At 68.6% G+C, this 25,517-nt stretch carries 18 protein-coding genes; 4 read left to right on the forward strand and 14 right to left on the reverse strand.

The annotated features are described in order from the left end of the window. The first annotated feature begins 479 nt into the window (after nucleotides 1–479). Entirely contained in the window at nucleotides 480–2,228 is a 1,749-nt protein-coding gene (locus tag WT60_RS26285) for a cation:proton antiporter (protein WP_060356196.1), read from the forward strand. 583 nt (nucleotides 2,229–2,811) lie between these two features. Here WT60_RS26285 and WT60_RS26295 read toward each other — a convergent pair. The 6 genes from WT60_RS26295 to WT60_RS26320 form a co-directional block, all read right to left on the reverse strand. After that, entirely contained in the window at nucleotides 2,812–3,582 is a 771-nt protein-coding gene (locus WT60_RS26295; RefSeq protein WP_038745452.1) for an SDR family oxidoreductase, read from the reverse strand. A gap of 49 nt (nucleotides 3,583–3,631) precedes the next feature. Then, nucleotides 3,632–4,633, reverse strand: coding sequence for an arabinose ABC transporter substrate-binding protein (locus WT60_RS26300; protein ID WP_038745501.1), 1,002 nt, complete (start codon nucleotides 4,631–4,633; stop codon nucleotides 3,632–3,634). A gap of 628 nt (nucleotides 4,634–5,261) precedes the next feature. Then, entirely contained in the window at nucleotides 5,262–7,106 is a 1,845-nt protein-coding gene (locus WT60_RS26310) for a penicillin-binding protein 2 (RefSeq protein ID WP_059582010.1), read from the reverse strand. A 1,159-nt stretch (nucleotides 7,107–8,265) separates the two neighbouring features. Beyond that, a complete protein-coding gene (locus WT60_RS26315) occupies nucleotides 8,266–9,819 on the reverse strand; it encodes a methyl-accepting chemotaxis protein (RefSeq protein ID WP_059647053.1) in 1,554 nt (517 codons plus the stop codon). A gap of 796 nt (nucleotides 9,820–10,615) precedes the next feature. Continuing rightward, nucleotides 10,616–10,765, reverse strand: coding sequence for a hypothetical protein (locus WT60_RS34750; protein ID WP_162836169.1), 150 nt, complete (start codon nucleotides 10,763–10,765; stop codon nucleotides 10,616–10,618). A gap of 102 nt (nucleotides 10,766–10,867) precedes the next feature. Beyond that, entirely contained in the window at nucleotides 10,868–11,470 is a 603-nt protein-coding gene (locus tag WT60_RS26320) for a nucleotidyltransferase family protein (protein ID WP_059582000.1), read from the reverse strand. Nucleotides 11,471–11,829: 359 nt separating this feature from the next. Here WT60_RS26320 and WT60_RS26325 point away from each other — a divergent pair, with 359 nt between their 5' ends. Beyond that, entirely contained in the window at nucleotides 11,830–12,405 is a 576-nt protein-coding gene (locus WT60_RS26325) for a cysteine hydrolase family protein (RefSeq protein WP_038745443.1), read from the forward strand. A gap of 336 nt (nucleotides 12,406–12,741) precedes the next feature. Here the strand turns inward: WT60_RS26325 and WT60_RS26330 are convergent, their stop codons facing one another. The 4 genes from WT60_RS26330 to WT60_RS26345 form a co-directional block, all read right to left on the reverse strand. After that, nucleotides 12,742–13,425: a Fe2+-dependent dioxygenase gene (locus WT60_RS26330; protein ID WP_060356195.1), complete on the reverse strand. Its 684-nt coding sequence runs from the start codon at nucleotides 13,423–13,425 to the stop codon at nucleotides 12,742–12,744. Then, nucleotides 13,422–14,162, reverse strand: coding sequence for a tetratricopeptide repeat protein (locus WT60_RS26335; protein WP_060356194.1), 741 nt, complete (start codon nucleotides 14,160–14,162; stop codon nucleotides 13,422–13,424). The genes WT60_RS26330 and WT60_RS26335 overlap by 4 nt, the downstream gene beginning before the upstream one ends. A gap of 4 nt (nucleotides 14,163–14,166) precedes the next feature. Continuing rightward, the gene (locus WT60_RS26340; RefSeq protein ID WP_059581992.1) at nucleotides 14,167–16,413 is read right to left on the reverse strand and encodes a TonB-dependent siderophore receptor; all 2,247 of its coding nucleotides are present in this window, start codon (nucleotides 16,411–16,413) and stop codon (nucleotides 14,167–14,169) included. A gap of 253 nt (nucleotides 16,414–16,666) precedes the next feature. Beyond that, complete coding sequence (locus tag WT60_RS26345) at nucleotides 16,667–17,962, reverse strand: aspartate carbamoyltransferase (RefSeq protein WP_038745432.1); 1,296 nt, start codon at nucleotides 17,960–17,962, stop codon at nucleotides 16,667–16,669. A gap of 283 nt (nucleotides 17,963–18,245) precedes the next feature. Here WT60_RS26345 and WT60_RS26355 point away from each other — a divergent pair, with 283 nt between their 5' ends. Continuing rightward, complete coding sequence (locus WT60_RS26355) at nucleotides 18,246–18,380, forward strand: entericidin A/B family lipoprotein (protein ID WP_010109044.1); 135 nt, start codon at nucleotides 18,246–18,248, stop codon at nucleotides 18,378–18,380. Between the two features lie 365 nt (nucleotides 18,381–18,745). Here the strand turns inward: WT60_RS26355 and WT60_RS26360 are convergent, their stop codons facing one another. Continuing rightward, nucleotides 18,746–19,516: an IclR family transcriptional regulator C-terminal domain-containing protein gene (locus WT60_RS26360; RefSeq protein ID WP_038745429.1), complete on the reverse strand. Its 771-nt coding sequence runs from the start codon at nucleotides 19,514–19,516 to the stop codon at nucleotides 18,746–18,748. 55 nt (nucleotides 19,517–19,571) lie between these two features. Further along, entirely contained in the window at nucleotides 19,572–20,879 is a 1,308-nt protein-coding gene (shiA, locus tag WT60_RS26365) for a shikimate transporter (RefSeq protein WP_060356193.1), read from the reverse strand. 424 nt (nucleotides 20,880–21,303) lie between these two features. Between shiA and WT60_RS26370 the strand changes: the two genes are divergently transcribed. Then, on the forward strand, nucleotides 21,304–22,434 hold the full coding sequence (locus WT60_RS26370) for a VOC family protein (RefSeq protein ID WP_060356192.1): 1,131 nt from the start codon (nucleotides 21,304–21,306) through the stop codon (nucleotides 22,432–22,434). A 117-nt stretch (nucleotides 22,435–22,551) separates the two neighbouring features. Here WT60_RS26370 and WT60_RS26375 read toward each other — a convergent pair whose 3' ends face one another. Then, nucleotides 22,552–23,787: a 3-oxoacyl-[acyl-carrier-protein] synthase III C-terminal domain-containing protein gene (locus tag WT60_RS26375; RefSeq protein WP_038745423.1), complete on the reverse strand. Its 1,236-nt coding sequence runs from the start codon at nucleotides 23,785–23,787 to the stop codon at nucleotides 22,552–22,554. Nucleotides 23,788–24,114: 327 nt separating this feature from the next. Next, on the reverse strand, nucleotides 24,115–25,326 hold the full coding sequence (locus WT60_RS26380; RefSeq protein WP_060356191.1) for a Rieske 2Fe-2S domain-containing protein: 1,212 nt from the start codon (nucleotides 25,324–25,326) through the stop codon (nucleotides 24,115–24,117). Between the last annotated feature and the right edge of the window lie 191 nt (nucleotides 25,327–25,517).

Below are 25,517 nucleotides of genomic sequence, written 5' to 3' on the forward strand. Positions count from 1 at the left end.
TTCCAACAGAACGAGTTTTGATTCGCTATGAACCGAATGAAACTTGATTTGAATCAAGGATGGGATGACTAATTCGGATTAAGCGGCGATCCGAATTCATTCGACGAGGCGATGGCGGCCGTCCGCAGAATGTTCGTGGTGCCGGCCCATCGGAGTCAGAGTCAGAGTCAGAGCGGCGGCCGGCGCGACAGGCGACATCCGCGCGCAGCCGCGCCGCAAGGCGATGCGGGGCCGATTCATTCTGCGCACCGCATGTGTGCAGTGTGCGCGCGCACGCTCGGGCGCGAATCCCGCTGCAAGGCCGGAGGCCGGCAAGCGCGCCGCCGGCCGGGCCGCTCGCCCGACCCGGCGCGCCGCTGCGGCCGCCCGCCGCGTTCTCGGATCGCTGCCCCCGGCAAATTTTGGTCAGTTCGCACATTTGCCGCCGCGATCCCTTATCCTTGAAGCCTTACGAAAACGTTACATCGAATGGAGCACGGATGCCTCATGACGTCAGCCTGATTGCACTGCTCGCGGCCGGTTTCGGTCTCGCGATGATCCTCGGTTACTTCGCGTCGCTGCTGAAGATGCCGCCGCTCGTCGGCTATTTGCTCGCCGGCATCGTGATCGGCCCCGGAACGCCCGGCTTCGTCGGCGATCTCGCGCTCGCGCAGCAACTCGCCGAAATCGGCGTGATGCTGCTGATGTTCGGCGTCGGCCTGCATTTCTCGCTCGGCGATCTGCTCGCCGTGCGCAAGATCGCGCTGCCGGGCGCGATCGTCCAGATCGCGGTCGCGACGGCGCTCGGCGCCGGGCTCGCGCTGCTGTGGGGCTGGAACGTCGGCGGCGCGCTCGTGTTCGGCCTCGCGCTGTCGGTTGCGAGCACGGTCGTGCTGCTGCGCGCGCTCGAAGGGCGCGGGCTCGTCGATTCGGTCAACGGGCGGATCGCGGTGGGCTGGCTTGTCGTCGAGGATCTCGTGATGGTGCTCGTGCTCGTGCTGCTGCCGCCGCTCGCCGCGCTCCTCGGCGGCGGCCCTCAGGCGCACGGCGATGCGGCCGCGCAGGCGGCCGAGGCGGGCGGCAGTCTCTGGAGCGCGCTCGGCGTCACGCTGCTGAAGGTCGCGGCGTTCATCGCGCTGATGCTCGTGGTCGGCAAGCGCGTGTTTCCGCGCATCCTGTGGCTCGTCGCGCGCACCGGCTCGCGCGAGCTGTTCACGCTGTGCATGATCGCGGCGGCGGTCGGCGTCGCGTTCGGCGCGGCGAAGCTGTTCGACGTGTCGTTCGCGCTCGGCGCGTTCTTCGCCGGAATGATGATGCGCGAATCGGAGTTCAGCCGCCGCGCCGCCGACGAAACGCTGCCGCTGCGCGACGCGTTCTCGGTGCTCTTCTTCATCTCGGTCGGCATGCTGTTCGACCCGCGCGTGCTGATCGACGAGCCGCTGCACGTGCTCGAAGTCGCGGCGATCGTCGTGGTCGGCAAGACGCTCGCGGCGGTGGCGCTCGTGCTCGCGTTCCGCTACCCGCTGAACACGGCGCTCACGGTCGGCGCGGGCCTGGCGCAGATCGGCGAGTTCTCGTTCATCCTCGCGAGCCTCGGGCGCGGGCTCGGGCTGCTGTCGGCCGAAGGGCAGAGCCTGATTCTCGCGGTCGCGCTGCTGTCGATCGCGCTCAACACGCTGCTGTTCGCGGCGATCGATCCGGCGCTCGCGTGGATTCGCCGGCACTCGGCGTTCGCGCGCCGGCTCGAGTCGCGCGACGATCCGCTCGCCGCGCTGCCGATGTCGACGCCGCAGACGCATCTGACCGGGCAGGTCGTGATCGTGGGCTACGGGCGCGTCGGCACGCGGATCGCGCAGGCGCTCGACGCGCGCGGGATCGCGTACGTCGTCGTCGAGCAGAATCGCGAGACGGTCGAGAAGCTGCGCGTGGACGGCGTCGCGGCGGTGTCGGGCGACGCGATCGAGCCGATCGTGCTCGTGCAGGCGCACATCGCGCGCGCGGGGATGCTCGTCGTCACGCTGCCGGACGTGTTCGACGTGCGGCAGATCGTCGACATCTCGCGCACGCTGAATCCGGCGATCGAGATCGCGCTCTGCACGAACAGCGACGACGAGGCGGCGCTGCTCGCGAACGAAGGGATGGGCGACGTGTTCGTCGGCGAGACCGAGCTCGCGCGCGGGATGACCGAGCACGTGCTTGCGCGGATGGGCGCGGATGCGGGCAGGGTGCGGCCGGCGGCCGCGCATTGATCGTTGGACGGACGCGCGCGCCGGGCGCGTGCGCGCGTTCGGTTCGTTTGGTTCGTCCGGTTCGTTTGGCGCGGGCGTGGCGGCGAGGGCGGCGCGCCGGAGAGCACGCCTTGTTCGGGAAAGCGCCGGAACGGCGGGCGGTTGTCGTCGGTCAGGAGACCGGCGGCGACGGTGCTCTTGTCGCCGCGAAACGCGATGTTCGACGGCGCGATGAACGGCAAATGCCTGCGCGGCCAGCGAAACTTGAATTCGCACGAGTTCGGAAATTCCATCGCCGCGCTCGTCAACAGGACCTCGAATCGGGCGGCGTCTCGAAGGAGCGGCCTTCGGCGACGGCCGCCTCCATCATCTGCGCATGCCCCGGCGCGACGAAGTTCGCGGGATCGCGCCCAGCGCATGCTTGCCGTGACGGCTCGCAACGATGCGTCGCCCGATATGCCATGCGGGCCGCGCGGAAAACGCATCGGCGCCGTGATCACGGCGGCGTCCGCGTCGACCGCGATTCAAATCATCCGGCGCGTCTGCGGTCACGCCGGACGTTCCGGCGGTTCGCGCGCGGCGCGAACGCATCGTTCGCCGCACGTCAATAGAACGATTCGAGCGTCAGTTCCTGCGCCATCACCCGATTGCCGGCGAGCAGCCCGCCGTCGACGGGCAGCGTGACGCCCGTGATCGCGCGCGCCGCGTCCGACGACAGGAAAAAAGCCGCGTTCGCGACGTCGTCGGGCGTCGCGAAGTCTTCGAGCGGATACCACTTCTTCAGTTGCTCGAACACCTGCGGGTTCTGCCGCACGCGCGCTTCCCATGCGGGCGTCTTCACGGTGCCCGGACAGACGATGTTCGCGCGCACGCCCTCTCGCCCGTATTCGATCGCGAGCGACTTCGCATAGCTGATGAGTCCCGCCTTCGCCGCGCTGTACGCCGGATGGCCGAGCGCGGCGACGCCGTTCACCGAGCCGACGATCGTGATCGCGCCGCGCCGGCGCGCGCGCATCCCGGCGAGCGCCGCCTCGACGCTCACGTAGGTCGCGGTCAGGTTCGCGTCGAGATCCGTGCGCCACGACGCGCTCGTCGTCGTGCGCAGCGTCGCCGACGCGGCGGTGCCCGCATTCGCGACGAGCACGTCGACGCGCTCGCTCGCGAGCGCGGCCGCGAGGCGCTCGGCGTCGGTCAGGTCGTCGACGACGGGCGCGACGGCGGCGCCGCCGAGCGTGTCGACGAACGCGGCGAGCGCCGCGCGGTCGCGGTCGAGCGCGAGCACGCGGTCGCCCGCGGCGAGAAAGCGGCGCACGAGCGCCTGTCCGATGCCGCCCGCGGCGCCCGTGATCAACGTGGTGCGTGTCGTCATGCGTATTCCTCCGATTCGAAGCGGACTGTCGACGCCGCCCGCCGCGCGGCGCCGCTCACAGCCCGAGTTGCGCGCGCGCCGTTTTCTCGTTCGCGCGCGTGATCAGCGTGCCGGACGTCAGCACGAGCGGCGGCGGCGTCCGGTTCCGGGTGATCCAGTCGTACATGTTGACCGACGTGTCGTAGCCGTGCTGTCGCGGATTCAGCAGGATCGAGCCGAAAAAGCCCGTCGGCTTCGGTTTCGCGAACTCGTTCATCGCGACCTGGCTGCCGTTGATGCCGACCGCGATCATGTCGTCCGCGCCGATGCCGCGACCTTCGCCCGCGCGCACCGCGCCGACTGTCGTGTCGTCATTCGATCCGAACGCAACCCAGCGCTTGAAGTTCCGATGCTTGGTGAACGCGATGTTCGCGGCGTTGAACGCGCCTTCGGTGTCGGCCGTCATCTCGGGCGCGTCGACGACGTTCGCGGCCGGGAAGCCGGCTGCCTTCAGCGCGTCGACGGCGCCCGCCGTGCGCTCGCGCGCGGTCGGCAACTGGTCGTACGCGAGCCGCAGCACGCCGACCTCGGCCGGATTCCAGCCGCGCCGCTTCGCCTCGGCGGCGAGCGCGTCGCCGACCTGCCGGCCGATCTTGTACGCGGAGATGCCCATGTGCGGCACGCCCGCCAGCGTCGCGCCGCGGCCGTCGACGAGCTGGTCGTCGACCGACATCAGCTTCATCCCGTAGCGCTTGGCCTTCGCGGCGATGCCCGGGCCGAGCTTCACGTCCGGCGCGCAGATGATCACGCCTTGCGCCTTTTGCGCGGCGAGGCTATCGAGCGCGGTCGACACTTTCTCGCCGCTCGGCGCGGCGATCTTCACGAGCGTGAACTGCTTGTCCTTCGCCGCTTGCTCGGCGAAGCGCCATTCGTCCTGAAACCAAGGGTCGTCGGGCTGCTTGACGACGAAGCCGATCTTCACCGGCGCGGCGCCTTGCGCATGCGCGAGGCCCGCCGCCGACAGGCCGGCGGCGACGCTCGCGCAGACGAGGGCGGCTCTGGACCAACGCGATCCCATAAGCGTCTCCTTCGTGCTCCGTTTTGAATGGATGCGGCCTTGCGAGCCGCGCACGGCATGCATGTCGTGCGGCAGATTGTAGGCGGCGGGAAAGCGGGCTTCCAAATAATGCGAGGTGATCCTAAAGAATGGGACCGCCGGGGGATGGGGGGGTTGTTCGTGCAAGTGCCGGTTGCGGGATGCGGCCGCGCGGATGGCGACGAAGCTCAGCGAAGTAGGAAGCCGCAATGACATCGGCGCGCCGCGGCGCAGGCACGATGATGCGACCGGTGTGTTCGCGGTGCGGAGCGACGTCCCGACGTCCGGAATCGGGCATGAAGCATTCGATCGCCGAGATTCGACGCGGGCCGCGCGTGGGCGGGCACGGAAAAGATGAGGGCCGTCCGAGCGGCGCGACGTATCGAAGCGCCCAGGCTCGACGTGAACGGGCGAAGCGCCGCTCGGCGGCAAACATCCGGCGATGAAGCGCCGGCGGCGGGCAGACTCGAATCGGCAAGCCGATCAGTCGTAAAGCGCCGCGCGACGAACGCGATGCAAACGCCGACGTGCCCAACTCGTGATGCGACGCCGTTGCCAACCGCGGCGCAAACGCGCGATCGCTTGCCCGCGCCGCAGTGCGTGCATCGACTCAAGTTCTTGCGTTCGCTTGAGCCGGAGCCTGCGCCTGCGCCCGAGGCTGCGCTTGCGCTTGCGCCTTCGCCGGAGCCTGCGCCTTCGCGCCGCCCGTCGCCGGCTTGCCGGCCGCGACGGGCGCGTCCGGCGGCACGCCGAGCAGTTGCAGCGAGCCGCTCATCACCGACGAGAACACCGGCCCCGCCACCGTGCCGCCGTAATAGCTCTTCGCGGCGGGCTCGTCGATCATCACGGCGACGATGAGGCGCGGATCGCTCATCGGCGCCATTCCCGCGAAGAGCGCGCGGTACTTCCCCTTCGCGTACGACGCGCCCACCTGCTTGCGCGCGGTGCCCGTCTTGCCGCCGATGCGATAGCCGTCGACGCGCGCGGCGCGCCCGGTGCCGCCCTGGCCGACCGCCATCTCGAGCATCGAGCGGATCGCGGCCGCGGTGGCCGGCGTCGTCACGCGATGGCCGCGGTGCGCGTCGGCGAAGTGCGGATCGGCCGTCGTCCTGAGCAGCGACACGGGATGGATCGTGCCGTCGCCCGCGTACGCGGTATAGACCTGCGCGATCTGCAGCAGCGACGTCGACAGCCCGTAGCCGTACGCCATCGTCGCCTGCTCGATCGGCCGCCAGCGCTTGTACGGGCGCAGCCGCCCGGACGCGACGCCGGGAAACGTCAGCTCCGGCGCGCGGCCGATTCCGTATTCCTGGTACTTGTTCCAGATCGTCTCGGCGGGCAGGTGGAGCGCGAGCTTCGCGAGCGCGATGTTGCTCGACATCTGCAGCGCCTGCGCGACCGTGATCGCGCCGTGGTTCGACGTGTCGTGAATCACGTTCGGGCCGATCTTGTACGAGCCGGGGGACGTGTCGATGATCGTCTGCGGCCGCACCTTGCCCGCGTCGATCGACAGCGCGACGACGAGCGGCTTGATCGTCGAGCCCGGCTCGAACGTGTCGATCACCGCGCGGTTGCGCAACTGCTGGCCCGTGAGGCGCGAGCGGTCGTTCGGATCGAACGTCGGATAGTTCGCGAGCGCGAGGATTTCGCCGTTCTGCGCATCGAGCACGACGACGCTGCCCGCCTGCGCGTTGTTGGCGGTGATCGCGGATTTCAGCTGCGCGTACGCGAGCTGCTGAATCCGCCGGTCGACCGTGAGCTCGATCGTCGCGCCGTGCTGCGCGGGCACGAGCGGCCCGGTGTCGGAGATGATCCGGCCGAGCCGGTCGCGGATCACCTGGCGCTGGCCCGCGGTGCCGGACAGCCGCCCGTTCGCGGCGAGCTCGACGCCTTCCTGGCCCTGATCCTCGACGTTCGTGAAGCCGACGACGTGCGCGGCCGATTCGCCCTCCGGGTAGAAGCGCTTCGAATCGGCGATCTGCGTGAGCCCGTCGACGTCGAGCTTCTCGATCCGGGCGGCCGTTTCGGGATCGACCTGGCGCTTGAGCAGCACGAACGAGCGGTCGCTCCTCAGGCGCCGCCGCACTTCGGCGAGCGGCAGGTCGAGCAGCTTCGCGAGCGGCGCGTAAGCCGTCTCGTCGACCTGCTTCGGATTTGCCCAGATCTCGTAGGTCGTCAGGCTGACGGCGAGGAGCGCGCCGTTGCGGTCGACGATGCTGCCGCGCATCGCGCCGAGCTCGATCGTGCGCTGATAGCGTTTCTGGCCCTGGCCGACGTAGAAATCCTGGTTCGCGATCTGCACCCAGAATGCGCGGGCGATCAGCGTGCCGAACGCGAGGAACACGAGGATCACGACGAATTTCGAGCGCCACATCGGCAGGCTCGCCGACAGCATCGGGCTTTTCGCGACGGCGACGTAAGGATCGGACGACTTCGGTTTTTTCTTCAGGCGCATGGGCTGGCTATCGCTGGGCGGGACCGCGGATCGCGTCCCGAAGATGGAATTGTAATGAATGAGTAATGATTTCGTCTGGATTGGCTGCCAAATCATTGAAAAATCTGACAAATGTGGAAGAAGGGCGCGGGGCGCGCGGAACCGGTGCGAGCGGCGAAAGAGAGCGCTACGAGACGTGACGTGCGCGACGCGTGCGCTCGCGGTTGCGCGCGAGCGCGATCGGCGAACGAATCGACGCGTCGGCGCGGCGCTGGATTGACGGTGTTGCCCGGCGAAAGCGGACGGTGGCCGGCGAGGCGTTGCGAATGCGCTTGCCTTGCGCGCCGAGGATGGAAGCCATCGGGCGGTGGGAGGCCGTCGGCGCTAGACGCGCGGCGATCGGCGGATGCGACGAGGCGTGCGATACGTCAGCGGGCGTGGGGACGTCGGCCGGATGGAATGGATCGCCCGCGCATGTGGTCGATTCGGCGTTCGGCCGATGGGATCGCCCAACGGAATGGGCCGGAGGAGCGAGCCGGCGCCCCGAAACCGAAAGCGATCGGCGAATGCGGCGACGGGCGCGATGCGCGAGCTCGAATGCGTCTGCCGCGACGTGTCTGGGCGTTGGCGTGCGCGGGCCGGCCCCCGGTGTCGGTCCGGCGGGATCGCGCGCTGAGCGAGCCGGCGGCGCGAAGCGTCGAGAGGGCGACGTATGCGGCGGGGGGCGTCATGCGCGGGCACGGACAAGTCAGCCGAAGAGAAAGGGGCGTTCGAACGCTGGGCGAAACGGCGTCCGGCGAGCGGAAACGGCCGATTGGCGGAAAGGGCCGCGCGCGAGGCGCGCGCACGGGCAAACGGGCAAACGGGCAAACGGGCAAACGGGCAAACGGGCAAACGGGCAAACGGGCAAACGCTCGCGCGCCGGACGTCACGCGCCGCGAGCGGCGCGCGGTGCGGCTGGACGATTGGACGGTTGGGCGGCTGGGCGGCTGGGCGGCGGCGTGCAAACGCAAACGGGGAGCACGCACCGGATTCGGAGAAAGGCCCGCGAGCTCCTCGCCGCGAGCGACAGAAAGGCCGGAAACGCCGCCCGGCCAACGAAACCGTCCGGGCGGCGAAAGCAAGACGGCGAAAGCAAGACCGGGGCGGCCGAGCCGCCCATCGCATCGGCCGGCGTCGCTCAGGCCGGCAGCGCGAACAGCGCGACCGCCGAGCGCAGCGCGTCCGCCTGATCCTTCAGCGAATGCGCGGCGGCCGCCGCCTGCTCGACGAGCGCGGCGTTCTGCTGCGTGACCTGGTCCATCTCGCCCACCGCGCGGTTGACCTGATCGATGCCCGCGCTTTGTTCGTGCGACGCGTGGCTGATTTCCTCGAGGATCTCGTTCACGCGCTTCACCGACTGCACGATCTCCGTCATCGTCGCGCCCGCGCGCGTGACGAGCGTCGCGCCGTGCTCGACCGTCGTGTTCGACGTCTCGATCAGCGATTTGATTTCCTTCGCCGCCGTCGCGCTCCTCTGCGCGAGCGTGCGCACTTCGCCCGCGACGACCGCGAAGCCGCGGCCCTGTTCACCCGCGCGCGCCGCCTCGACGGCCGCATTGAGCGCGAGGATGTTGGTCTGGAACGCGATGCCGTCGATCACGCCGATGATGTCGCCGATCTTGCGCGACGCGTCGGTGATCTCGTCCATCGTCCGCACGACGTCGTCGACGACCGCGCTGCCGCGCGTGGCGACCTGCGCGGCCTCGTTGGCGAGCTCGGCCGCCTGCGACGCGCTGTCCGCATTGTGCTTCACGTTCGACGTCATCTGGTCCATGTTCGACGCCGTCTCGACCAGCGCGGCCGCCTGCTGCTCGGTGCGCTGCGACAGATCCGTGTTGCCGGCCGCGATCTCGGACGCGCCGACGTTGATGTTCTCGGTGCCGAGCCGCACGCGCGACACCATGTCGATGAGCGCCGTCTGCATCGTGTGCAGCGCGTGCAGGAGGCTCGCGCGGTCGCCGTGGTGGAGGTCGACGTGCGCGGTCAGGTCGCCCTGCGCGATCCGCTGCGCGGTTTCGACGGCCGCTTCGAGATCGCCGCCGAGGCTGCGGCGCACGCTGCGCAGCACGAGCACCATCAGGATCGTCGCGGCGACGCCGAGCACGGCCGTCATCGCGAGCCAGCGGCCGGTGCTCGCGAGCACGGCGGCGTGCAGGTCGTCCATGTACATGCCGGTCACGATGTACCAGTCCCACGGCGCGAAATGGCGAACGGCGCTCGTCTTGTCGATCGGCTTGTCTGCGCCCGGCTTCGGCCACATGTATTCGACGAAGCCGAGGCCGCCTTCCGTGTTGCCCGCCTTCACGATCTCGACGAACAGATGCTTGCCGCCCGGATCGGTGAAGCCCGATACGTCCTTGCCGTTCAGCGCCTGCTTGATCGGATGCATCACGACGACGGGCTTCGAATCGTTGACCGACAGGTAGCCGTCCTTGCCGTAGCGCATCGCGGCAATCGCTTCGAGCGCGGCGCGCTTCGCGTCGGCTTCGGGCATCGCGTTTTGCTGCGACAGCTTGTAGAAATGGCTGCTGACGCTGTACGCCTGCGCGGTCAGGTTCGCGAGCTGCTCGCGCCGGTCCGTGATCATCGACGCGCGGTTCTGCCACGCGCCGGTCGCGCCGATCAGCAGCAGGCCGATCCAAAGAATGACGATCATCGACGCGAGCTTGTGGTTCAGTGAAAGGGAGCGCATGGTCTGTTGTCGGTCAGGCGGCTGATGCTTGGGGACGAATGCCTGTTTATCGGCGCGGCGCACGAGGGGCGCAGGCGGGTATTCCCTAGGTGCGGGCGCGGGCGGGCAAGCCCTGAGAGCGTGTTTGGAAATGCAAATTCTCGCCCTTCCAGCCTTCTCGACGAAGAGCGCCGCTCTGAAAAAACCGTCGCCAAGGCATGCAAGCGCGGTCCAGATGGGCTGGAATTCTCCATTTCATCAATTTTCAAACGGGCTCCGAGAGGCGGTTGGCGGATGCCGGCAGGCGTCGCCGCGCGCGCCGAGGGGCGCGGGACGGTGGGTCATCACGCCGGCCGATCGCGTCGTGGATGGCGATTCGTCGGTCGAACCCGGATCGACGAGGCGGCCGGCGAGATCGGCAAGGCGGCGATCGGCAACGCGTTGCGGCGCCATGCGCAGCGCCGGCATCCGCCGCCGCACGACCGACGTGCGACGACCGACGTGCGCCGCGTAAGGCCGATTTCAAGCCGCGGGCGGCAGGGTGGCCGGCCGAATCGGCGGCGCGGGACGAATCGGGCGGGGTTTCGGCCGTGGGCCGTTGCGCGCGTCCGAAGCCTGCGCGCCGGCCCCGTGCTCGAAGCTCGCTCCAGCGCCGCTTTCCCGATTCTCTCTCCCGATCCGCGCTTCCGATCCTCGCGCTTGCACCCGGCGTGCGAGCCCGAAAGCCGAAGCCGAACGAACGCCGACGCTCAGGTTCGCGGCGCGAGCCGCGCGCACGATCGGGGCGCGCGCGGCGCGTCGGCGCGTCGCGCGCGCGTCAAACCGGGTCCTTGCTCGGCGGCTCTTCCGGTTTTTGCGGATTCTCGTGGTGATGGTGGCCGGGCGACGGCGGCGCGAGCGTGTCTTCCTCGGGGTCGCGAGTGGGGTCGGCGGGCGGTTCCGGCAGCGGCGTGGTGTGATCGGTCATGGAAGTCGGCAAGTGTCGGTGAAAGCGGGACCGGCGCGGCACACGCCGGGTCTCGTCTTCCGTTATAGCCAATCGGGCGCGCGTTTGCCGGGCGATGCGGCGTTAGTCGCGCGGCGGCGGCGCGAGCAGGTCGGCGCGCGTGTCGACGTCGCGCAGCACGGCCGGATCGGCGACGTCGACGAGCGCGGGCGGCGCGGCCGTCAGCAGCGCGCGGGCGCCGATGTCGCCGTCGAGCGCGGCGAGCGCGTCGTAATGGCGGCTCGCGAAGCCGACCGGATGGCCGCGCTGCCCGCGATAGACGGGCGCGACGCTCGACGCGAGCCCGGCGTCGAGCGCGCGCGCGACGGCCTCGATCGTCGACGGCGCGATCCACGGCATGTCCGCGAGCGCGACGATCCAGCCCGGGCTTTCGGCGCGCGCGCGCACGCCGGCCGCGAGACTCGCGCCCATGCCGCGCTCGGCGTCCGGCGCGAACACCACCTGGCAGCCGGCGTCGTTGAGCAGGTGCGCGAGCCGCTCCGCGCCGGGGCGCACGACCGCGACGACATCGGGAAGCACGGCGGCGAGCCGTTGCGCGGCCGCGACGGCGACGGGCGTGCCGTCGGGCAGCTTCGCGAGCAGCTTGCTGTGCACGCCGCCGGGATCGAAGCGGGTGCCGAGGCCCGCGGCCAGCAGCACGCCGGAGGCGAGCGACGCATGGGTCATGGCGGTATGCGGTGGCGAAGGTGCAGCGATTGTGCGGTGCGGCGCGGGCGGGGCGCAAGTTCGGGGAAGCCCTTTCTTCGGACGGGAGCGGCGGGGTGCGGGCGGCATGCCGCTGAAGTCCGCCGGGATGGCGGGCATCGAGATGGGCGGCGCCCGAGGTGAAGGGCGACGATAAACGACGACATACGACGGTAAGCGACGACAAACGACGACAAACGACGGCGGCCGACGACAAGCGAAAACAGGCGACGACAAGCAAGAACAGGCGGCGACGCATTGTCGATCCCGTTTATCGACGCGGCCGATATGGCCGATACAATCGTCGCTCGGTTTATCTTCGCGATCGATTCGCTTTCCACATGGACGCATCCACATTGCTTGCCGCGCGCGCCGCGTTGCTGCTCATCGATTTGCAGAAAGGCATCCACGAACCGAAGCTCGGCCGCCGCAACAATCCGGACGCGGAGTCGCACGCCGAAGCGCTGCTGGCGAGCTGGAGGCGCAGCGGGCGTCCGGTCGTGCACGTCCGGCACGTGTCCCGGTCGCCGGAATCGGTGTTCTGGCCGGGGCAACCCGGCGCGGCGTTTCAGGACGCGTTTTCGCCGCTCGCGCGCGAGCACGTGGTCGAGAAGAACGTTCCCGACGCGTTTGCGGCAACCGGGCTCGCACGCTGGCTGCACGAGCATGGGATCGCGCAGCTCGTGATCGCGGGCGTCATCACGAACAACTCGGTCGAATCGACCGCGCGCTCGGCCGGCAATCTCGGCTTCGACACGATCGTCGCGGGCGACGCGTGCTTCACGTTCGATCAGCGCGACCTGTCGGGGCGGCTCTGGGCCGCCGAGGATGTCCATGCGCTGTCGCTCAGCAACCTCGCGATGGACTACGCGCGCGTGCTGGACGCCGCGAGCATCGTGGCGCGCCTCGGCGGCTGACGCGTGAATCGGCGGCGGCCGTCGCGATCGGCTCGATTGCGTGCCGCCGTCGATGCCGATTGCGTCGGCGCGGTTGGCCGGCGGCCCGGTGCGCGGGCGCGCAGGCCGGCGTCCAATCGCGTACGCCGGCAATTTCGTGTGATTGCGTATTTCCTCGCCCGATCGAAACAATGAAAAGGGCAAGCCGCGATCAAGCGGCGCCGTTCGGTCGTCGGCCGCAAATCGACCGACTGCGGAATCGTCACGCCCGATCCGCATCCGATCCGCATCCGACGGCGGCCGGCGATCGATGGCAATTCCTGACTCCCATCCGAACGCCGCCCGAATCCTCACGCGTCACGCATCGGCCCACCGCCGCAGCAGATTGTGATAAATCCCGGTGAGCGCGATCACGCTGGCATCGCGCCCGCCTTTGTCCGCGGTCAATTGCTGAATCTGCGTGTCGAGCTGGAACAGCAGGGTGCGGTCCGCGTCGTCGCGCACCATGCTCTGAATCCAGAAAAACGACGCGATTCGCGCGCCGCGCGTCACGGGCGTCACGTGATGCAGGCTCGACGCCGGATACAGCACCATGTCGCCCGCCGGCAGCTTCGCGCGGTGGACGCCGAACGTATCCTCGACGCACAGCTCGCCGCCGTCGTACGCATCCGGCTCCTCGAGAAAGAGCGTCGCCGACAAGTCGCTGCGCACGCGGAAATCGGTGCCGCGCAGCAGGCGGATCGCATTGTCGACATGCGTGCCGAACGCGTCGCCGCCCGTGTAGCGGTTGAAGAGCGGCGGAAATACCTTGAGCGGAAGCGCCGCCGAGAAGAACAGCGCGTTGCGCGCGAGCGCGTCCTGGATCGCGTCGCCGATCGCGCGCGCGACGGGCGAGCCCTCCGGCAGTTGCTGGTTGCGCTTCGCGAGCGCCGATTGCGCGCCGGACGTCGCATTGCCGTCGGTCCAGTCGGCGAGCTCGAGCGCGTCGCGGCATTGCGCGACCTGCTCCTTCGTCAGCACGCCGGGAATGTGAAGCATCATGTCGCGAACTCCCGCCGCGCGGCGATCGAACGAAACGCGTCGATCGGCGACGCCGCGAGATACGCGCGCATCTTCGCGACGAACGCGGGCGTCGCGGTGCGCGGCACCCGCGCGAGCCATTCGAGCGCCTCCGCCACGCGGCCGCGCTCGCCGAGCAGGCGCGCATAGTTGAACTGGCCTCGGAAGTCGCCCGCGGCGGCGGCGCGCCGGTAGCAGTCGAAGGCCGCGTCGCGGTCGGCCGCGACGACCCAGCCGTCTTCATGGAAGCCGCCGATCAGGTTGATCGACTTCGCGTGGCCGAGCGCCGCCGCCTTCTCGAACCATTCGAGCGCGGCCGCGCGATCCTCGTCGACGCCTTTGCCGAGCGCGAGCAACGTCGCGTAGTTGTACATGCCCCAGTCGAGCCCCGCGCGCGCGGCCTCGCGATACCAGTACGCGGCGACGGCCGCGCTCGCGGCCGTTCCCCAGCCGAACTCGTAGCAGCGGCCGACCATGTTCATCGCCATCGGATGATCGGCGCGCGCCGCGTGCTTGAACCATTCGAGCGCGGCCGCGGTGTCGCGTGCGACGCCGCGGCCGTCGAGCAGGTATTGCCCGTAGACGGCCTGCGCCTCGACGATCCCGTTCTCCGCGGCCGCCGCGACCCACGCGGCCGCGCGCTCGGGCGGCCCGGCGAGGACCCCGGCGAGATCCTCGCGCGACGCCGATGCGAGCGCCTTCAACGATACCGGCCGCATCGCGTCAGTAGCGCGCGTTCAGCGTGACGAACGCCGAGCGGCCCGGCGCGATCGACGCGTAGTGCGCCGGATACGCCTGATCGAAGTACGTGCGGTTGAACAGGTTGTTCACGTTCAGCCGGACGTCGAGCTTCTTGCTGATCCGGTACTGCGCCATCGCGTCGAAGCGCCAGTACGACGGCACGGCGCGCAGGTTCGCGGTGTCGCCGAACACCTTCGACATGTAGAACGCGCCGCCGCCGACCGTGAGCTTCGGCGTCACGTCGTAGTTCGTCCACAGCGTGAAGCTGTGCTTCGGCGTTTGCGGGAACTGGTGGCCGTTGTCGGCGGTGTTCTTGCCGTTGTCGCGCAGCTCGCTCTTCATGTACGTGTAGCCGCCGAACACCTGCCACGCGCGCGTGAGCTGCCCGGCGAAGCCGAGTTCGAGCCCCTGCACACGCTTGTCGCCGACCATCGCGTACTGGTCGTTCGGCAGCGTGACGCGCGCGTTCGTCGTGTCGATCTGGAAGAGGGCGGCCGTGAGCGAGAGCTTGTCGTCGAGCACGTTCCACTTCGTGCCGAGTTCGATGCTGCGGTTCTTCTCCGGCGCGAGCTGGTCGGCGTTCGAGCCGACGCCGCCGCGGCCCGGCGTGAGCGACTGCGTCTCCGAGCCTTCGCCGAGCAGCATGCCGGCGGGCGTCGACGACGTCGCGTACGACGCATAGATGCTGCCGTTCTGCGCGGGCTTGAACACGAGGCCGAGCTGCCAGTTGAAGAGCGTGTCGTCGCGCGTGTAGGTCTTGCCGCCGTTCGCGCGGGTGTCGGTGAAGCGGGTCGAGTAGTCGTCGAGACGCACGCCGGCGTTCACCTGCCAACGCTTGCTGAGCTCGATCGTGTCGAAGCCGTAGATCGATTTCGTGACGGTGCGCGCGTGCGCGTAGTCGTTGTTGCGCGTGATCGAGCCCGTCCACGGATCGTTCGGGTTCGGCGACCACAGGCTCGTGCAGTTGTAGCCCGACGCGGCGCCGATCCCTTGCTGGCAGATCTTGCCGGTGCCCGTCGCGACGGTGTACGTGTCGCGCTTGCCCCATTCGCGCGACAGCTCGATGCCCGTCGTGAAGCTGTGCTTGAACGGGCCGGTGCGGAATTCGCCGAACAGCTCGGTCAGGTTCGCGATGCTGTTGATCGAGCTGTTGCGATTGTTGTTGCGCCGCCAGACACGGCCGTTGATCACGTTGCCCTGGCTGTCGTCGGGCTGCGTCCAGATGTAGTCCTGCGTCGATTCCGTGTAGCGCGTCGTGTTGCGGATCGTCAGCGACGGCGTGATGTCGTGCTCGATCTTGAGCGTGCTGATGTCCGACGTCGTCTTGCGGAAGTCGCGGTCGATCAGGCCGTAGAAGTTGTGGCGGTCGACGTTGGCCGGATAGATCGTGTCGACGTTCGCCGGCTTGTTCGAGCTCGTGTAGAAGTACGGAATGCCGCTATCGGGCAGGTCGTCGGTCGACAGGTGGTAGTAGCTCGCGGTCACGCGCGTCGGCGTGCCGAGACCGAACGCGATCGACGGCGCGACGCCCCAGCGCTCGTTGTTGACGGCGTCGCGGCCGGCGACGTCGTTGTTGTGGCTCATCAGGTTCAGGCGAAACGCCGCGTGATCGGCGAACTGCCAGTTGCCGTCGGCGGTGAAGCGGCGGTAGCGGTCGGTGCCGAGGCCCGCGCTCGCTTCGGCCGTCGTGCCGAGGTGCGGCGCCTTCGTGACGAGATTGACGCTGCCGCCCGCGCCGCCGCGGCCGCCGTACGCGCCGTCCGAGCCCTTCGTGATTTCGACGCGCTCGGTGTTGAAGATCTCGCGCGTCGTCGCGCCCGTGTCGCGCATGCCGTCGACGAAGATGCTGCCTTGCGTGTCGTAGCCGCGGATGAACGGGCGATCGCCGAGCGGGTTGCCGCCTTCGCCCGCGCCGAACGTGATGCCGGGCACCGTGCGCAGCGCTTCGGTGAGCGTCGCCGCGCCGCTGTTCTGGATCAGCGCCTGCGGGATCACGGTGACGGACTTCGGCGTGTCGACGAGCGGAGCGGTGAATTTCGCCGACGAGGAAAAGTCGGCCTTGTAGCTGTGCTCGGCGGCGCCCTTGACCTGGATCGGCGCGAGTTCCTTGTCGTGATCGGCGGTCGCGGCGGGCGGCGCGGCGTCCTGCGCGAACGCAGGGCTCGCGGCGAGCACGCCGCAAAGGGTGGTGAATTTTCCGAGCTTCAACTCGTCGGAACGCGGCTTCATCAGTGGTATTTCCTCGCCAGATGTGACTCGATCGGGCGAAGCAACCGCCGGTGCGCGACGCACCCCACCCGAATATTACAAATTGTTTTCGGGCGCCATTTTAGTGAATATTTTTATAAATGAGAAGCGTTCTTGTTACGTTTTCTTGAGCAATCGCCGAAAAACCGGCTATCTGATTGAAAGATAAGGAACAAGCGGCTGACTACGCGCAGGCGGGCGCGAACCCGCCTGCGCGCCGCCCTGCGCGCCGGAATCAGTCGATTCCGTGGAACGTCGCGTCCTCGGGCCCGAGATACGCGGGCGGGCGCCAGGTCGCGTCGCGCATCGAGTGCTGGACCAGATGCTCGACGCCGAGCAGCACCGCGAAGATCGCCATGCGCACCGGAATCCCGTTGTCGGTCTGGCGGAAGATCGCGAGGCGCGGGTCGCGGTTCAGGTCGGTCGACAAGTCGTTCGCGCCCGGGCGGCTGTCGCGCGGCAGCGGGTGCATGATCAGCGTGTCGCGGCCGCACGCGGTGTCGACGAGCGCCTGGTTGATCTGGAAATCCGGCGTGTAGCCTTCGAACGATTCGTCGGTGAAGCGCTCCTTCTGGATTCGCGTCGCGTAGACGACGTCCGCGCCCTTCAGGCCCGCCGCGAGGTCGTGCGTCTCCTCGACCACGTGGCCGTTCTTCGAGATCTGATCGACGATGTACGCGGGCATTTCGAGCGTCGGCGGCGACACGAGCGTGAACTTGAGCCCGCGATACAGCGCGAGCAGCTTGACGAGCGAGTGAACGGTGCGCCCGTACTTCAGATCGCCGACGAGCGCGATGTGCGCGCCGTCGACGATCTTGCCGAGCCGCGAGAATTCGCGCTGGATCGTGTACAGGTCGAGGAGCGCCTGGCTCGGATGCTCGCCGGGGCCGTCGCCGCCGTTGATCACGGGCAGGTTGATCGCGCGCGCGAACTCGGCGACGGAGCCTTGCTCGGGGTGGCGGATCACGAGCGCGTCGACGTAGCCTGCCATCACGCGGCTCGTGTCGTAGATCGATTCGCCTTTCGCCATCGACGAGAACGTGAAGCCCGTCGTGTCGCACACCGAGCCGCCGAGCCGGCAGAACGCGGCGCCGAACGATACGCGCGTGCGCGTGCTCGCCTCGAAGAACAGATTGCCGAGCACCGCGCCCTCGAGCACGCGCGAAATCTTGCGGCGGCGGGCGATCGGCTGCATCACGTCGGCGACCCGAAAGAGCGCCTCGACCGAGTCGCGCGAGAACTGGTCGACCGACAGCAGTTGCGGCTTGCCTTCGAACAGAAACTGGCTTGCGAGCGGCGGCGGAGCATCTACGCGATGCGTATAGACTTCGGCGGATTCCGGGCGCGCGACGATCTCGGAGACGAAGCGCTCGACGATTTCTGGCATCCCGCGAGATTCCTGCGAATCGTCGGGCAAAAGCCACGTGTCGAGTGCGCGGCGGCTAATGCCGATGCGGTTCGCGAACGCGTCGCGGGTCATGTTGAGGCGGCGCATCGCGTCGCGCAGGAACGCTTGTTGAGGAACGGTCATCAGTCGGCTCGGCTCTCTAAAATATACGCGATGCGTATGGTAGGTCGACAGCGGCCGAAGTCAAGCGGAAAATGCGAACGAGTTGACGGATGACGGATGACGGATGACGGACGGCGGCGCGGCGCACGAAGCCGCCGTACGAGCCGCGACACGTTTAACAATTGCTTTGCCCCGTGCGGCGCGGCCCGTCCGTATAATCGGGACCAGTCCCCGCGCCTTGGCGCGGGCGGATTCGGATACGTCGGTCGCACGCCAAGCGCCCGCATTGACAAGGAGAGTGAGAATGAACCGCGCGATTGCCGCCGCCCTGCTGATCCTGACCGCCGCGCTTGCCGGCTGCAACACGATCGCGGGCGTCGGCCAGGACATTTCGAAGGGCGGCCAGGCGATCTCGGATACGGCCGAGAAGGCGAAGTAAGCGAGGTCGTTTTCCCGTTGAGGGAATCGCCGCCGTGACGGCGGCGGTATCGGCGGGCCCGGCGCGATGCCGGGCCCGCGTCGTTTCGGGCGGGCGCGAAGGCCGGGCCGCGCGCGCCATGATTCGCCGGCCTCGTCGTCGGCTCTCCTTCGAGCGGGCGTCCCAGACCGGCGAACCGCGCGCACGGCTCGGCCAGCCGGATCGGCGCGCCGCGTTCCGGCCGCGGCAGCCGGCATTCGGCGGCGCGCGACATTCGGCCCGCGACCCATGGCGCATGACTCACGGCGCATGACTCACGGTGCACGACTCACGACTCACGGCGCATGGCGCACGGCCCGCGACATCCGGCGCGCACGCGCGTCACGTCACAGCACGTTCATCATCGCGAGCGCGGTTTCCTGCAGGGGCGGCAGCACGCGCTCGAGCGCGGCTTCGGCGCTTTCGCCGCCGATCGGCATGTTGGTGCTGAGCGCGGCGACGACCTCGCCCTGGCGGTTCTTGAGCGGCACCGCGATTCCGCGCACGCCGACCTGCAACTGCTGCTCGATCAACGCATAGCCGTCGATGCGCGCGCGGTCGATCTTCTCCTGCAGGCGCGACTGGTTCGTCAGCGTGTGCGGCGTGAACGGCGGGAACTCGGTCGAGTCGAGCCACGCGCGCACCGCGTCCTGGTCGTCCTTGTACGCGAGCAGCACGACGCCCGGCGAGATCAGCGGCGCGGGCACGCGCGCGCCGAGCACGAAGCCCGTCGTCATCACGCGCGACACGCCGTTGCGCGCGATCACGACGAGCTCCCATTCGTCGAGCACGCTCACGTACGCGGATTCGTTGAGCGTCGCGCTCAGCTGCTGCAGATACGGCTGCACGGTGCGCGGCAGCCGCGCCGAGTCGAAGTACGACCAGCCCACCCGCAGCACGCGCGGCGTGAGCCCGTAGAGCCGCCCGTCCGTGTACACGTAGCCGAGCGATTCGAGCGTGAGCAGATAGCGGCGCGCGGCGGTGCGCGTCAGGCCGGTGCGCGCGGCGGCCTGGGTCGGCGTCATCCGCGCGTGCTGGCTGTCGAACGCCTCGAGGATCGCGAGGCCCTTTTCGAGGCCCGCGATCCAGTCGCGCTTGTCGAGCGGCGTCTTCTTCATGCTCGGCTCATGGGTGTTTCACGGACGCTTTTCATGCACGTTCGGCCGCCGGCGCTCAGGCGGCGCGCATCCGCGCGGCGACGAACGTCGAGATCAGGCAGCCGATCGCGAGATACGCGGCGACGAGGTGCCACGAGCCGCCGCCGAAGCTGACGAGCGCGACCGCGATGAACGGCGTGAAGCCGCCGCCGACGACGCTCGCGAACTGATAGCCGACGCCCGCGCCGCTGTAGCGGTACTCGGCGCCGAACAGCTCGGTGAAGAGCGGTTGCTGGACGCTCACGACCATGTCGTGCGCGACGTTCGCGAGCATCACCGAGAAGATCACGATCCAGACGGTCGCGCGCGCCTCGAGCGCGACGAAGAACGGCACCGCGCTCGCGAGCCCGACGAGCGCGCCGACGATGTAGACGCGGCGCAGCCCGAAGCGGTCGGCGAGCCACGCGAAGCAGGGGATCGTCACGCAGCTGATCGCGCCCACGAGAAGGCCGATGTTCAGGAACAGGTCGCGCGACATGCCGAGGTTCGACGTCGAATAGCTGAGCGCGAACGCGGTCACGATGTACATCGTGAACAGCTCGGCGAGGCGCAGCGCGACGATGTAGAGGAACGCCTTCGGATGGCGGGTCAGCGCCTCGATCACCGGCAGCTTCAGCTTGCGGCGGCCGTGCTCGACCTTCTCGACGAATTCCTGCGATTCGTCCATGCTCGCGCGCACCCACAGGCCGATCAGCACGAGCACGATGCTGAACACGAACGGCAGCCGCCAGCCCCACGCGTGGAACGCGGCGTCGCCGAGCGTGTGGCTCAGGATCGACACGATGCCCGTCGCGAGCACGAGACCGACGCCGTAGCCCACCTGCACGCCGCTGCTGTAGAACGCCTTTTGCTTCTGCGGCGCGCTTTCGACCGCCATCAGCGCCGCGCCGCCCCATTCGCCGCCGACCGCGAAGCCCTGCACCGCGCGCAGCGCGACGAGCAGCACGGGCGCCCACCAGCCGATCGTGCCGAAACTCGGCAGCAGGCCGATCGCGACCGTCGACAAGCCCATCAGCATCACGGTCAGCACGAGCATCCGCTTGCGGCCGAGCCGATCGCCGTAGTGGCCGAACACGACGCCGCCGAGCGGCCGGAACAGGAACCCGACGCCGAACGTCGCGAATGCGGCGAGCGTGCCCATCGTCGGGCCGACGTTCGGGAAGAACGCGTGGTTGAACACGAGCGCGGCGACGATGCCGTACAGCAGGAAGTCGTACCAGTCGACGACCGCGCCGACGAAGCTGCCGATCGCGGCCTTGCGGGCCTGGTTCTTGTGGATGGGTTCGGCGCCGACCGCGCCGGCTGCGTCAAATGCTGGGGTCATTCCTTGTCTCCTGTTGTCGTCGGCGCATGGCCGCCGCGGCCGCGACGCGTCTGCGGCGTGGCCGACGCGGCTCGCGCAAGCCGTCGTGCCGGGTTGACACGCAGCATAGGAGCGGCGGCGGCTTCGGAGCAACGGAACGGCACGTCATGATGAACGATCATCGAACGCAGGCGTGCGATTATCGAACGGTTTCGGGGTTTGCACTAGGCCGGCGCAAGCCCGTCGCCGGCGTGAACAGGCCCTGGGCGGGCGGCCGATGCGCGCCGCGCGTCGACACCGCTTGGCATCGTGAACGATTTGGTTAAAATTGCCGGCGCCGTCCGGCAATCGACGATCGCCCGCCGTCGCGCCGCGCCGCCGCGATTGCGCACGGCCGCGCCGATCGCAGGTCGCGTAAGATCTACCGCCAGCCCAGGAGACACCGATGCCCAGCCCCGCCAGCTCCCCGTCCAGCGCCCCCGCGTTTACCGGCCCGCCGGGCGACAATCCACTCGGGATGGCCGGACTCGAGTTCGTCGAATTCGCGTCGCGCGAGCCCGACGCGCTCGCGCGACGCCTCGGGCAGCTCGGTTTCAAGGCGATCGCGCGCCACGTCAGCAAGGCGGTCACGCTGTACCGCCAGGGGCACATGAACTTCCTCGTCAACGCGGAGCCCGACTCGTTCGCCGCGCGCTACGCGGACGAATACGGCACGGGCGTCTGCGCGATCGGCATCCGCGTCGACAACGCGCAGCGCGCGTTCGACCGCGCGATCGAGCTCGGTGCGTGGGCGTTCGAGGGCGAGCGGATCGGCGTCGGCGAGCTGACGATTCCGGCGATCCAGGGGATCGGCGCGTCGCACATCCATTTCGTCGACCGCTGGCGCGGGCGGGGCGGGCTGCGCGGCGGCGTCGGCGACATCTCGATCTTCGACGTCGATTTTCGCCCGATCGACGTCGCGACCGCGCAGGCCGACCTCGACTACGTCGGCACGGGCCTGCGGCAGGTCGACCACCTGACGCAGACGGTCGGCAGCGGCCGGATGCAGGAGTGGCTCGATTTCTATCGCGATCTGCTGCATTTCCGCGAGATCCACGAGCTCAACGCGAACTGGCACGTGTCGGAGGAATCGCGGGTAATGGTGTCGCCGTGCGGCGACGTGCGGATTCCGGTGTACGAGGAGGGCGCGCGGCGCACCGAGCTGATGCACGAATACCTGCCCGACCATCCGGGCGAGGGCGTTCAGCACATCGCGCTCGCGACCGACGACATCCTCGCGTGCACCGACGCGCTCGTCGCGAACGGCGTGGAGTTCGTCGAGCCGCCGGCGCGCTATTACGACGAGATCGACGCGCGGCTGCCCGGCTGCCGGATCGACGTCGACGCGCTGCGCACGCGCGGCATACTGGTCGACGGCGAGATCGGCGACGACGGCGTGCCGCGGCTTTTCTTCCAGACCTTCGTCAAGCGGCGGCCCGGCGAGATCTTCTTCGAGATCGTCCAGCGGCAGGGGCATCACGGCTTCGGCGAGGGCAACCTGCGCGCGCTCGCGCACGCGCGGGGCGCGGGCGGCTGAGCGGATTCGCGGCGTCGCCCGCATGCGTTTGCGGCGGACTCGCCGGGGCGGGCGACAGCGCTTCGCGCGCGGACGCACGTACGAACCTGCCAACGGGCACCCCGCCGCCGGCGCCGCTCATCCGTCGATCTTCTCGAACAGCAGCGATGTCGCGGTGAGCCCCGGTCCGAACGCCACCGACACGATCTTGCCGCCGACGGGCACCGCGTCGTCGCCGAGCATCGCCTGCCAGATGTGCGGCACAGTCGCCGACGACATGTTGCCGCACTGCTTCAGCACGTCCCAGCTCCAGTGCATCCGCGCGCGATCGACGCCGAGGCTCGCGACGATATGATCGAGAATCTTCGGCCCGCCGGGATGGATCGCGTAGAGCAGCGCGTTGCGCTCGCGCGCGAAGTCGATTCCGCATTGGCCGCACAGCTTCGTGAAGAGCGGCGCGATCGCGTCGCGTATGTAGAGCGGCACGCGTCGCGACAGATACATCTCGAAATTGTGCTCGCCGGGCTTCCAGGTCATCTCGTGGGTCGACGCTTCGATGATCGCGGTTTCCGCCGCGAGCAGGCGCAGCCCGCGCTTGTGCCGGCGGCGCGCTTCGTCGCCGCGATACGCGGAATACTTGATGAACCCGTCCGCGAACAGGGTGAGCGTGACGAGGTTGCCGCTCGACAGATCCGAAAAGTCGCCGTGGATCGACAGCAGCTCGGTGTGCACGACGTCGACGCGGCGCTTCGGTTTCGGCAGCAGGCAATGCGCGGCGGACAGATAACCGGACGCCATGTGAACGGGCGGAAACGCGCCGTAGCAGCCCATGTGGTACGAGTGCGTGACGTTCGTCGAGAGCCAGCGCTTGCGCGACACGAGCTTTTGCGCGGCGCTCGGCGACAGGTAGCCGGAGCAGCTCACATGGATGATGTCGTCCGGCGCCTCGCGCTCGTTTTGGTAGAAGCGCTCGAAACATGTGTCGGCGACTTCCGCGAAGTAGTCGAGGCGCTCGCCGAGCCCGCGCCCGCGCGGCGACTCGACGCCGACTTCGTTGAAGACCGCACGGTCCCACGTGTCCGGATCGCCGTTCAAGCGGGTCGACGAGGGAAGCGCGTGCAGTTGCCGGTGGCCGATGTGCTCGGGCGCGACGCCATAATGCCAGACGCGATCGCGAATGTAGGACGACAGATCGGTCCGGACGGCGTCGCCGACATCGACATCGTCGCGTTCGACTTCAAAGCGGCTCGATTCCCGGCCGCTCTTTTGCTCGATGAGCCATGCGATGTAGTCGAGCGATCGAGCCTGCGGCATCGGCGGCGACAATTGTTCGGAACGGAAATCCGTCAGCACGACGTCGAGTGATTGGGCCATGGCGATCTCCCTGTTCGAGTGGGGGATGGTGTCGGGAACGGCAAACGGCGTCGCGGCGGCTTGTGCGGAACGCGCGCCGGGGCGCGCCTCGGGGCTGCCGCGCGTCCCCGGCCGACGCGCGCCGATCGGCGCGCTAGCCCGCCGGCGAGCGAACCGGCGACGATTCGTCCGAGGCGGCCTCGCGCGTTGGCCGATCGATGAGGCCCAGGGCCGGAGCGGCGCGCGGGCGATTCGAGAAGACGCGCTATCGGCCGCGCGCGAGCGGCCCGGCGAGCCCCGCGATGCGCGCGGGCCGGACTGCTCCGCGCGGCGAGCGTCGCACGCGAATCATTTCTTGCCCTGCAGCGCGATGCCGACGTAGTCGCGCAAGCGCTGCACCGCGAATTCAACCGGCTTGCGCTTGCCCCATGTGAACGGCCGCGGCAGTTGCGATTCCATGCCGATGTCGCGAACGTTCCAGCGCAGCCCGCTTTGCATCGACGCGATCTCGACTGCGGTGTCCTTTTGCGTGCGCGTCAATCGGGTTTCGAGGTTGTCGAGCGCGTCAAGCACGACGCCCTCCGGGCCATAACGCTTGAACCAGACCTTGTCGTTGTAGTGCTCGCGGTACCACGCGACGAACTTGTCGGACAACTGCGATGTGCCGCCGATGCCGAAGCGGCTCGCGCCTTGCTGCAAGCGCTCGAACTGCTTTTCGGCGACATAGAAATCCTCGTAGGCGATCGCGCTCGTGAACGCCTTGCGCGGCGTCGTCAGATTGAAGATCACCTTCGCGAGCGGCGTGGCGAGCTTCTTCGACGAAGGCATCATCATCAGGAAGTGCCGGTTCGAATGCTCACGCGTGGGGACGATCAGCAGATAGATATGGACCGCGTACCATTCGCTCAAGTGCGGCTGCGCGAGCGTCGCGGCCGGCGAGAGCTCCGGATCGTAGTGATAGCGCAGATTCTGATGCCGCTCGCCCGCCACGCTTCTGCGGTGCACGTGCCTCGTGTGCAGCAGGTCGAGGAATCCCGCCGTCCACAGATCCCACGGCTGGTTGAAGTCGAACACGTCCGCCCTGAAGCAGGCCGGCAATGGCGCGTCGTCGCCGATGAGGCGCGTGAGCGGCTGTACGAACGGGATCGGCTCCGACGCGTCCGGATAGATCCAGATCAGCAGGCCGTCGTCGAGCGCCGGATAGCTGTATCGGCACGCGTCCATGCGATTCGACATGCCGCTCGGATGGCTGCATTGGCCGGCGCCGTTGAACTGCCAGCCATGGTAGCGGCAGACGATGTGTCCGTCTTCGACCGTGCCGATCGACAACGGCACCGATTTGTGCGGGCACAAGTCCTGCAAGCATTGAACGCGGCCGCTCGCGTTGCGGAACAGCGCGAGCGGCTCGCCGAATAGCGAGATGCCGTGCGGTAGCGTCGAGCCCACGTCGTGCGAGTAAGCGACGGGCCACCAGTTCTTGCGCAAGTCGTCGTTCGGCTGTCGCGGGCGGTTGCCGTGCGTGGTGTCGGTCTCGGTGATTTTCAGTTTCAGTGAGTGCATGTCGAACTCCTGTCGTCGAGATGCGGTGCCGTTGCCAGTTTCCTTCCGGTGGCGAGCGGTTCCGGCGCGCGCGGGCCGGATCTCGGAGGGCGGCGGCGAACGCTTGTCGTGTGGCGCGGCGTCGCGTGCGCAACGCGCCGCCCGCGAGCGATGTCGCCGGATGGGCGGACCAAGGCGGCGCGGAGCTGCTT

The organism is Burkholderia sp. MSMB617WGS, assembly GCF_001532025.2.
Taxonomy (GTDB): Bacteria; Pseudomonadota; Gammaproteobacteria; order Burkholderiales; family Burkholderiaceae; genus Burkholderia; species Burkholderia savannae.

Excerpts from the sequence above, each read along its gene's own strand:
- WT60_RS26370 (WP_060356192.1), top strand. The coding sequence starts at position 21,304 with ATGCCCAGCCCCGCCAGCTCCCCGTCCAGCGCCCCCGCGTTTACCGGC.
- WT60_RS26300 (WP_038745501.1), bottom strand. The coding sequence starts at position 4,633 with ATGGGATCGCGTTGGTCCAGAGCCGCCCTCGTCTGCGCGAGCGTCGCC.
- WT60_RS26345 (WP_038745432.1), bottom strand. The coding sequence starts at position 17,962 with ATGACCGTTCCTCAACAAGCGTTCCTGCGCGACGCGATGCGCCGCCTC.
- WT60_RS26360 (WP_038745429.1), bottom strand. The coding sequence starts at position 19,516 with ATGAAGAAGACGCCGCTCGACAAGCGCGACTGGATCGCGGGCCTCGAA.
- WT60_RS26315 (WP_059647053.1), bottom strand. The coding sequence starts at position 9,819 with ATGCGCTCCCTTTCACTGAACCACAAGCTCGCGTCGATGATCGTCATT.
- WT60_RS34750 (WP_162836169.1), bottom strand. The coding sequence starts at position 10,765 with ATGACCGATCACACCACGCCGCTGCCGGAACCGCCCGCCGACCCCACT.
- WT60_RS26380 (WP_060356191.1), bottom strand. The coding sequence starts at position 25,326 with ATGCACTCACTGAAACTGAAAATCACCGAGACCGACACCACGCACGGC.
- WT60_RS26320 (WP_059582000.1), bottom strand. The coding sequence starts at position 11,470 with ATGACCCATGCGTCGCTCGCCTCCGGCGTGCTGCTGGCCGCGGGCCTC.
- WT60_RS26310 (WP_059582010.1), bottom strand. The coding sequence starts at position 7,106 with ATGCGCCTGAAGAAAAAACCGAAGTCGTCCGATCCTTACGTCGCCGTC.
- WT60_RS26335 (WP_060356194.1), bottom strand. The coding sequence starts at position 14,162 with ATGCGGCCGGTATCGTTGAAGGCGCTCGCATCGGCGTCGCGCGAGGAT.
- WT60_RS26375 (WP_038745423.1), bottom strand. The coding sequence starts at position 23,787 with ATGGCCCAATCACTCGACGTCGTGCTGACGGATTTCCGTTCCGAACAA.
- shiA (WP_060356193.1), bottom strand. The coding sequence starts at position 20,879 with ATGACCCCAGCATTTGACGCAGCCGGCGCGGTCGGCGCCGAACCCATC.
- WT60_RS26330 (WP_060356195.1), bottom strand. The coding sequence starts at position 13,425 with ATGATGCTTCACATTCCCGGCGTGCTGACGAAGGAGCAGGTCGCGCAA.
- WT60_RS26340 (WP_059581992.1), bottom strand. The coding sequence starts at position 16,413 with ATGAAGCCGCGTTCCGACGAGTTGAAGCTCGGAAAATTCACCACCCTT.
- WT60_RS26285 (WP_060356196.1), top strand. The coding sequence starts at position 480 with ATGCCTCATGACGTCAGCCTGATTGCACTGCTCGCGGCCGGTTTCGGT.
- WT60_RS26355 (WP_010109044.1), top strand. The coding sequence starts at position 18,246 with ATGAACCGCGCGATTGCCGCCGCCCTGCTGATCCTGACCGCCGCGCTT.
- WT60_RS26325 (WP_038745443.1), top strand. The coding sequence starts at position 11,830 with ATGGACGCATCCACATTGCTTGCCGCGCGCGCCGCGTTGCTGCTCATC.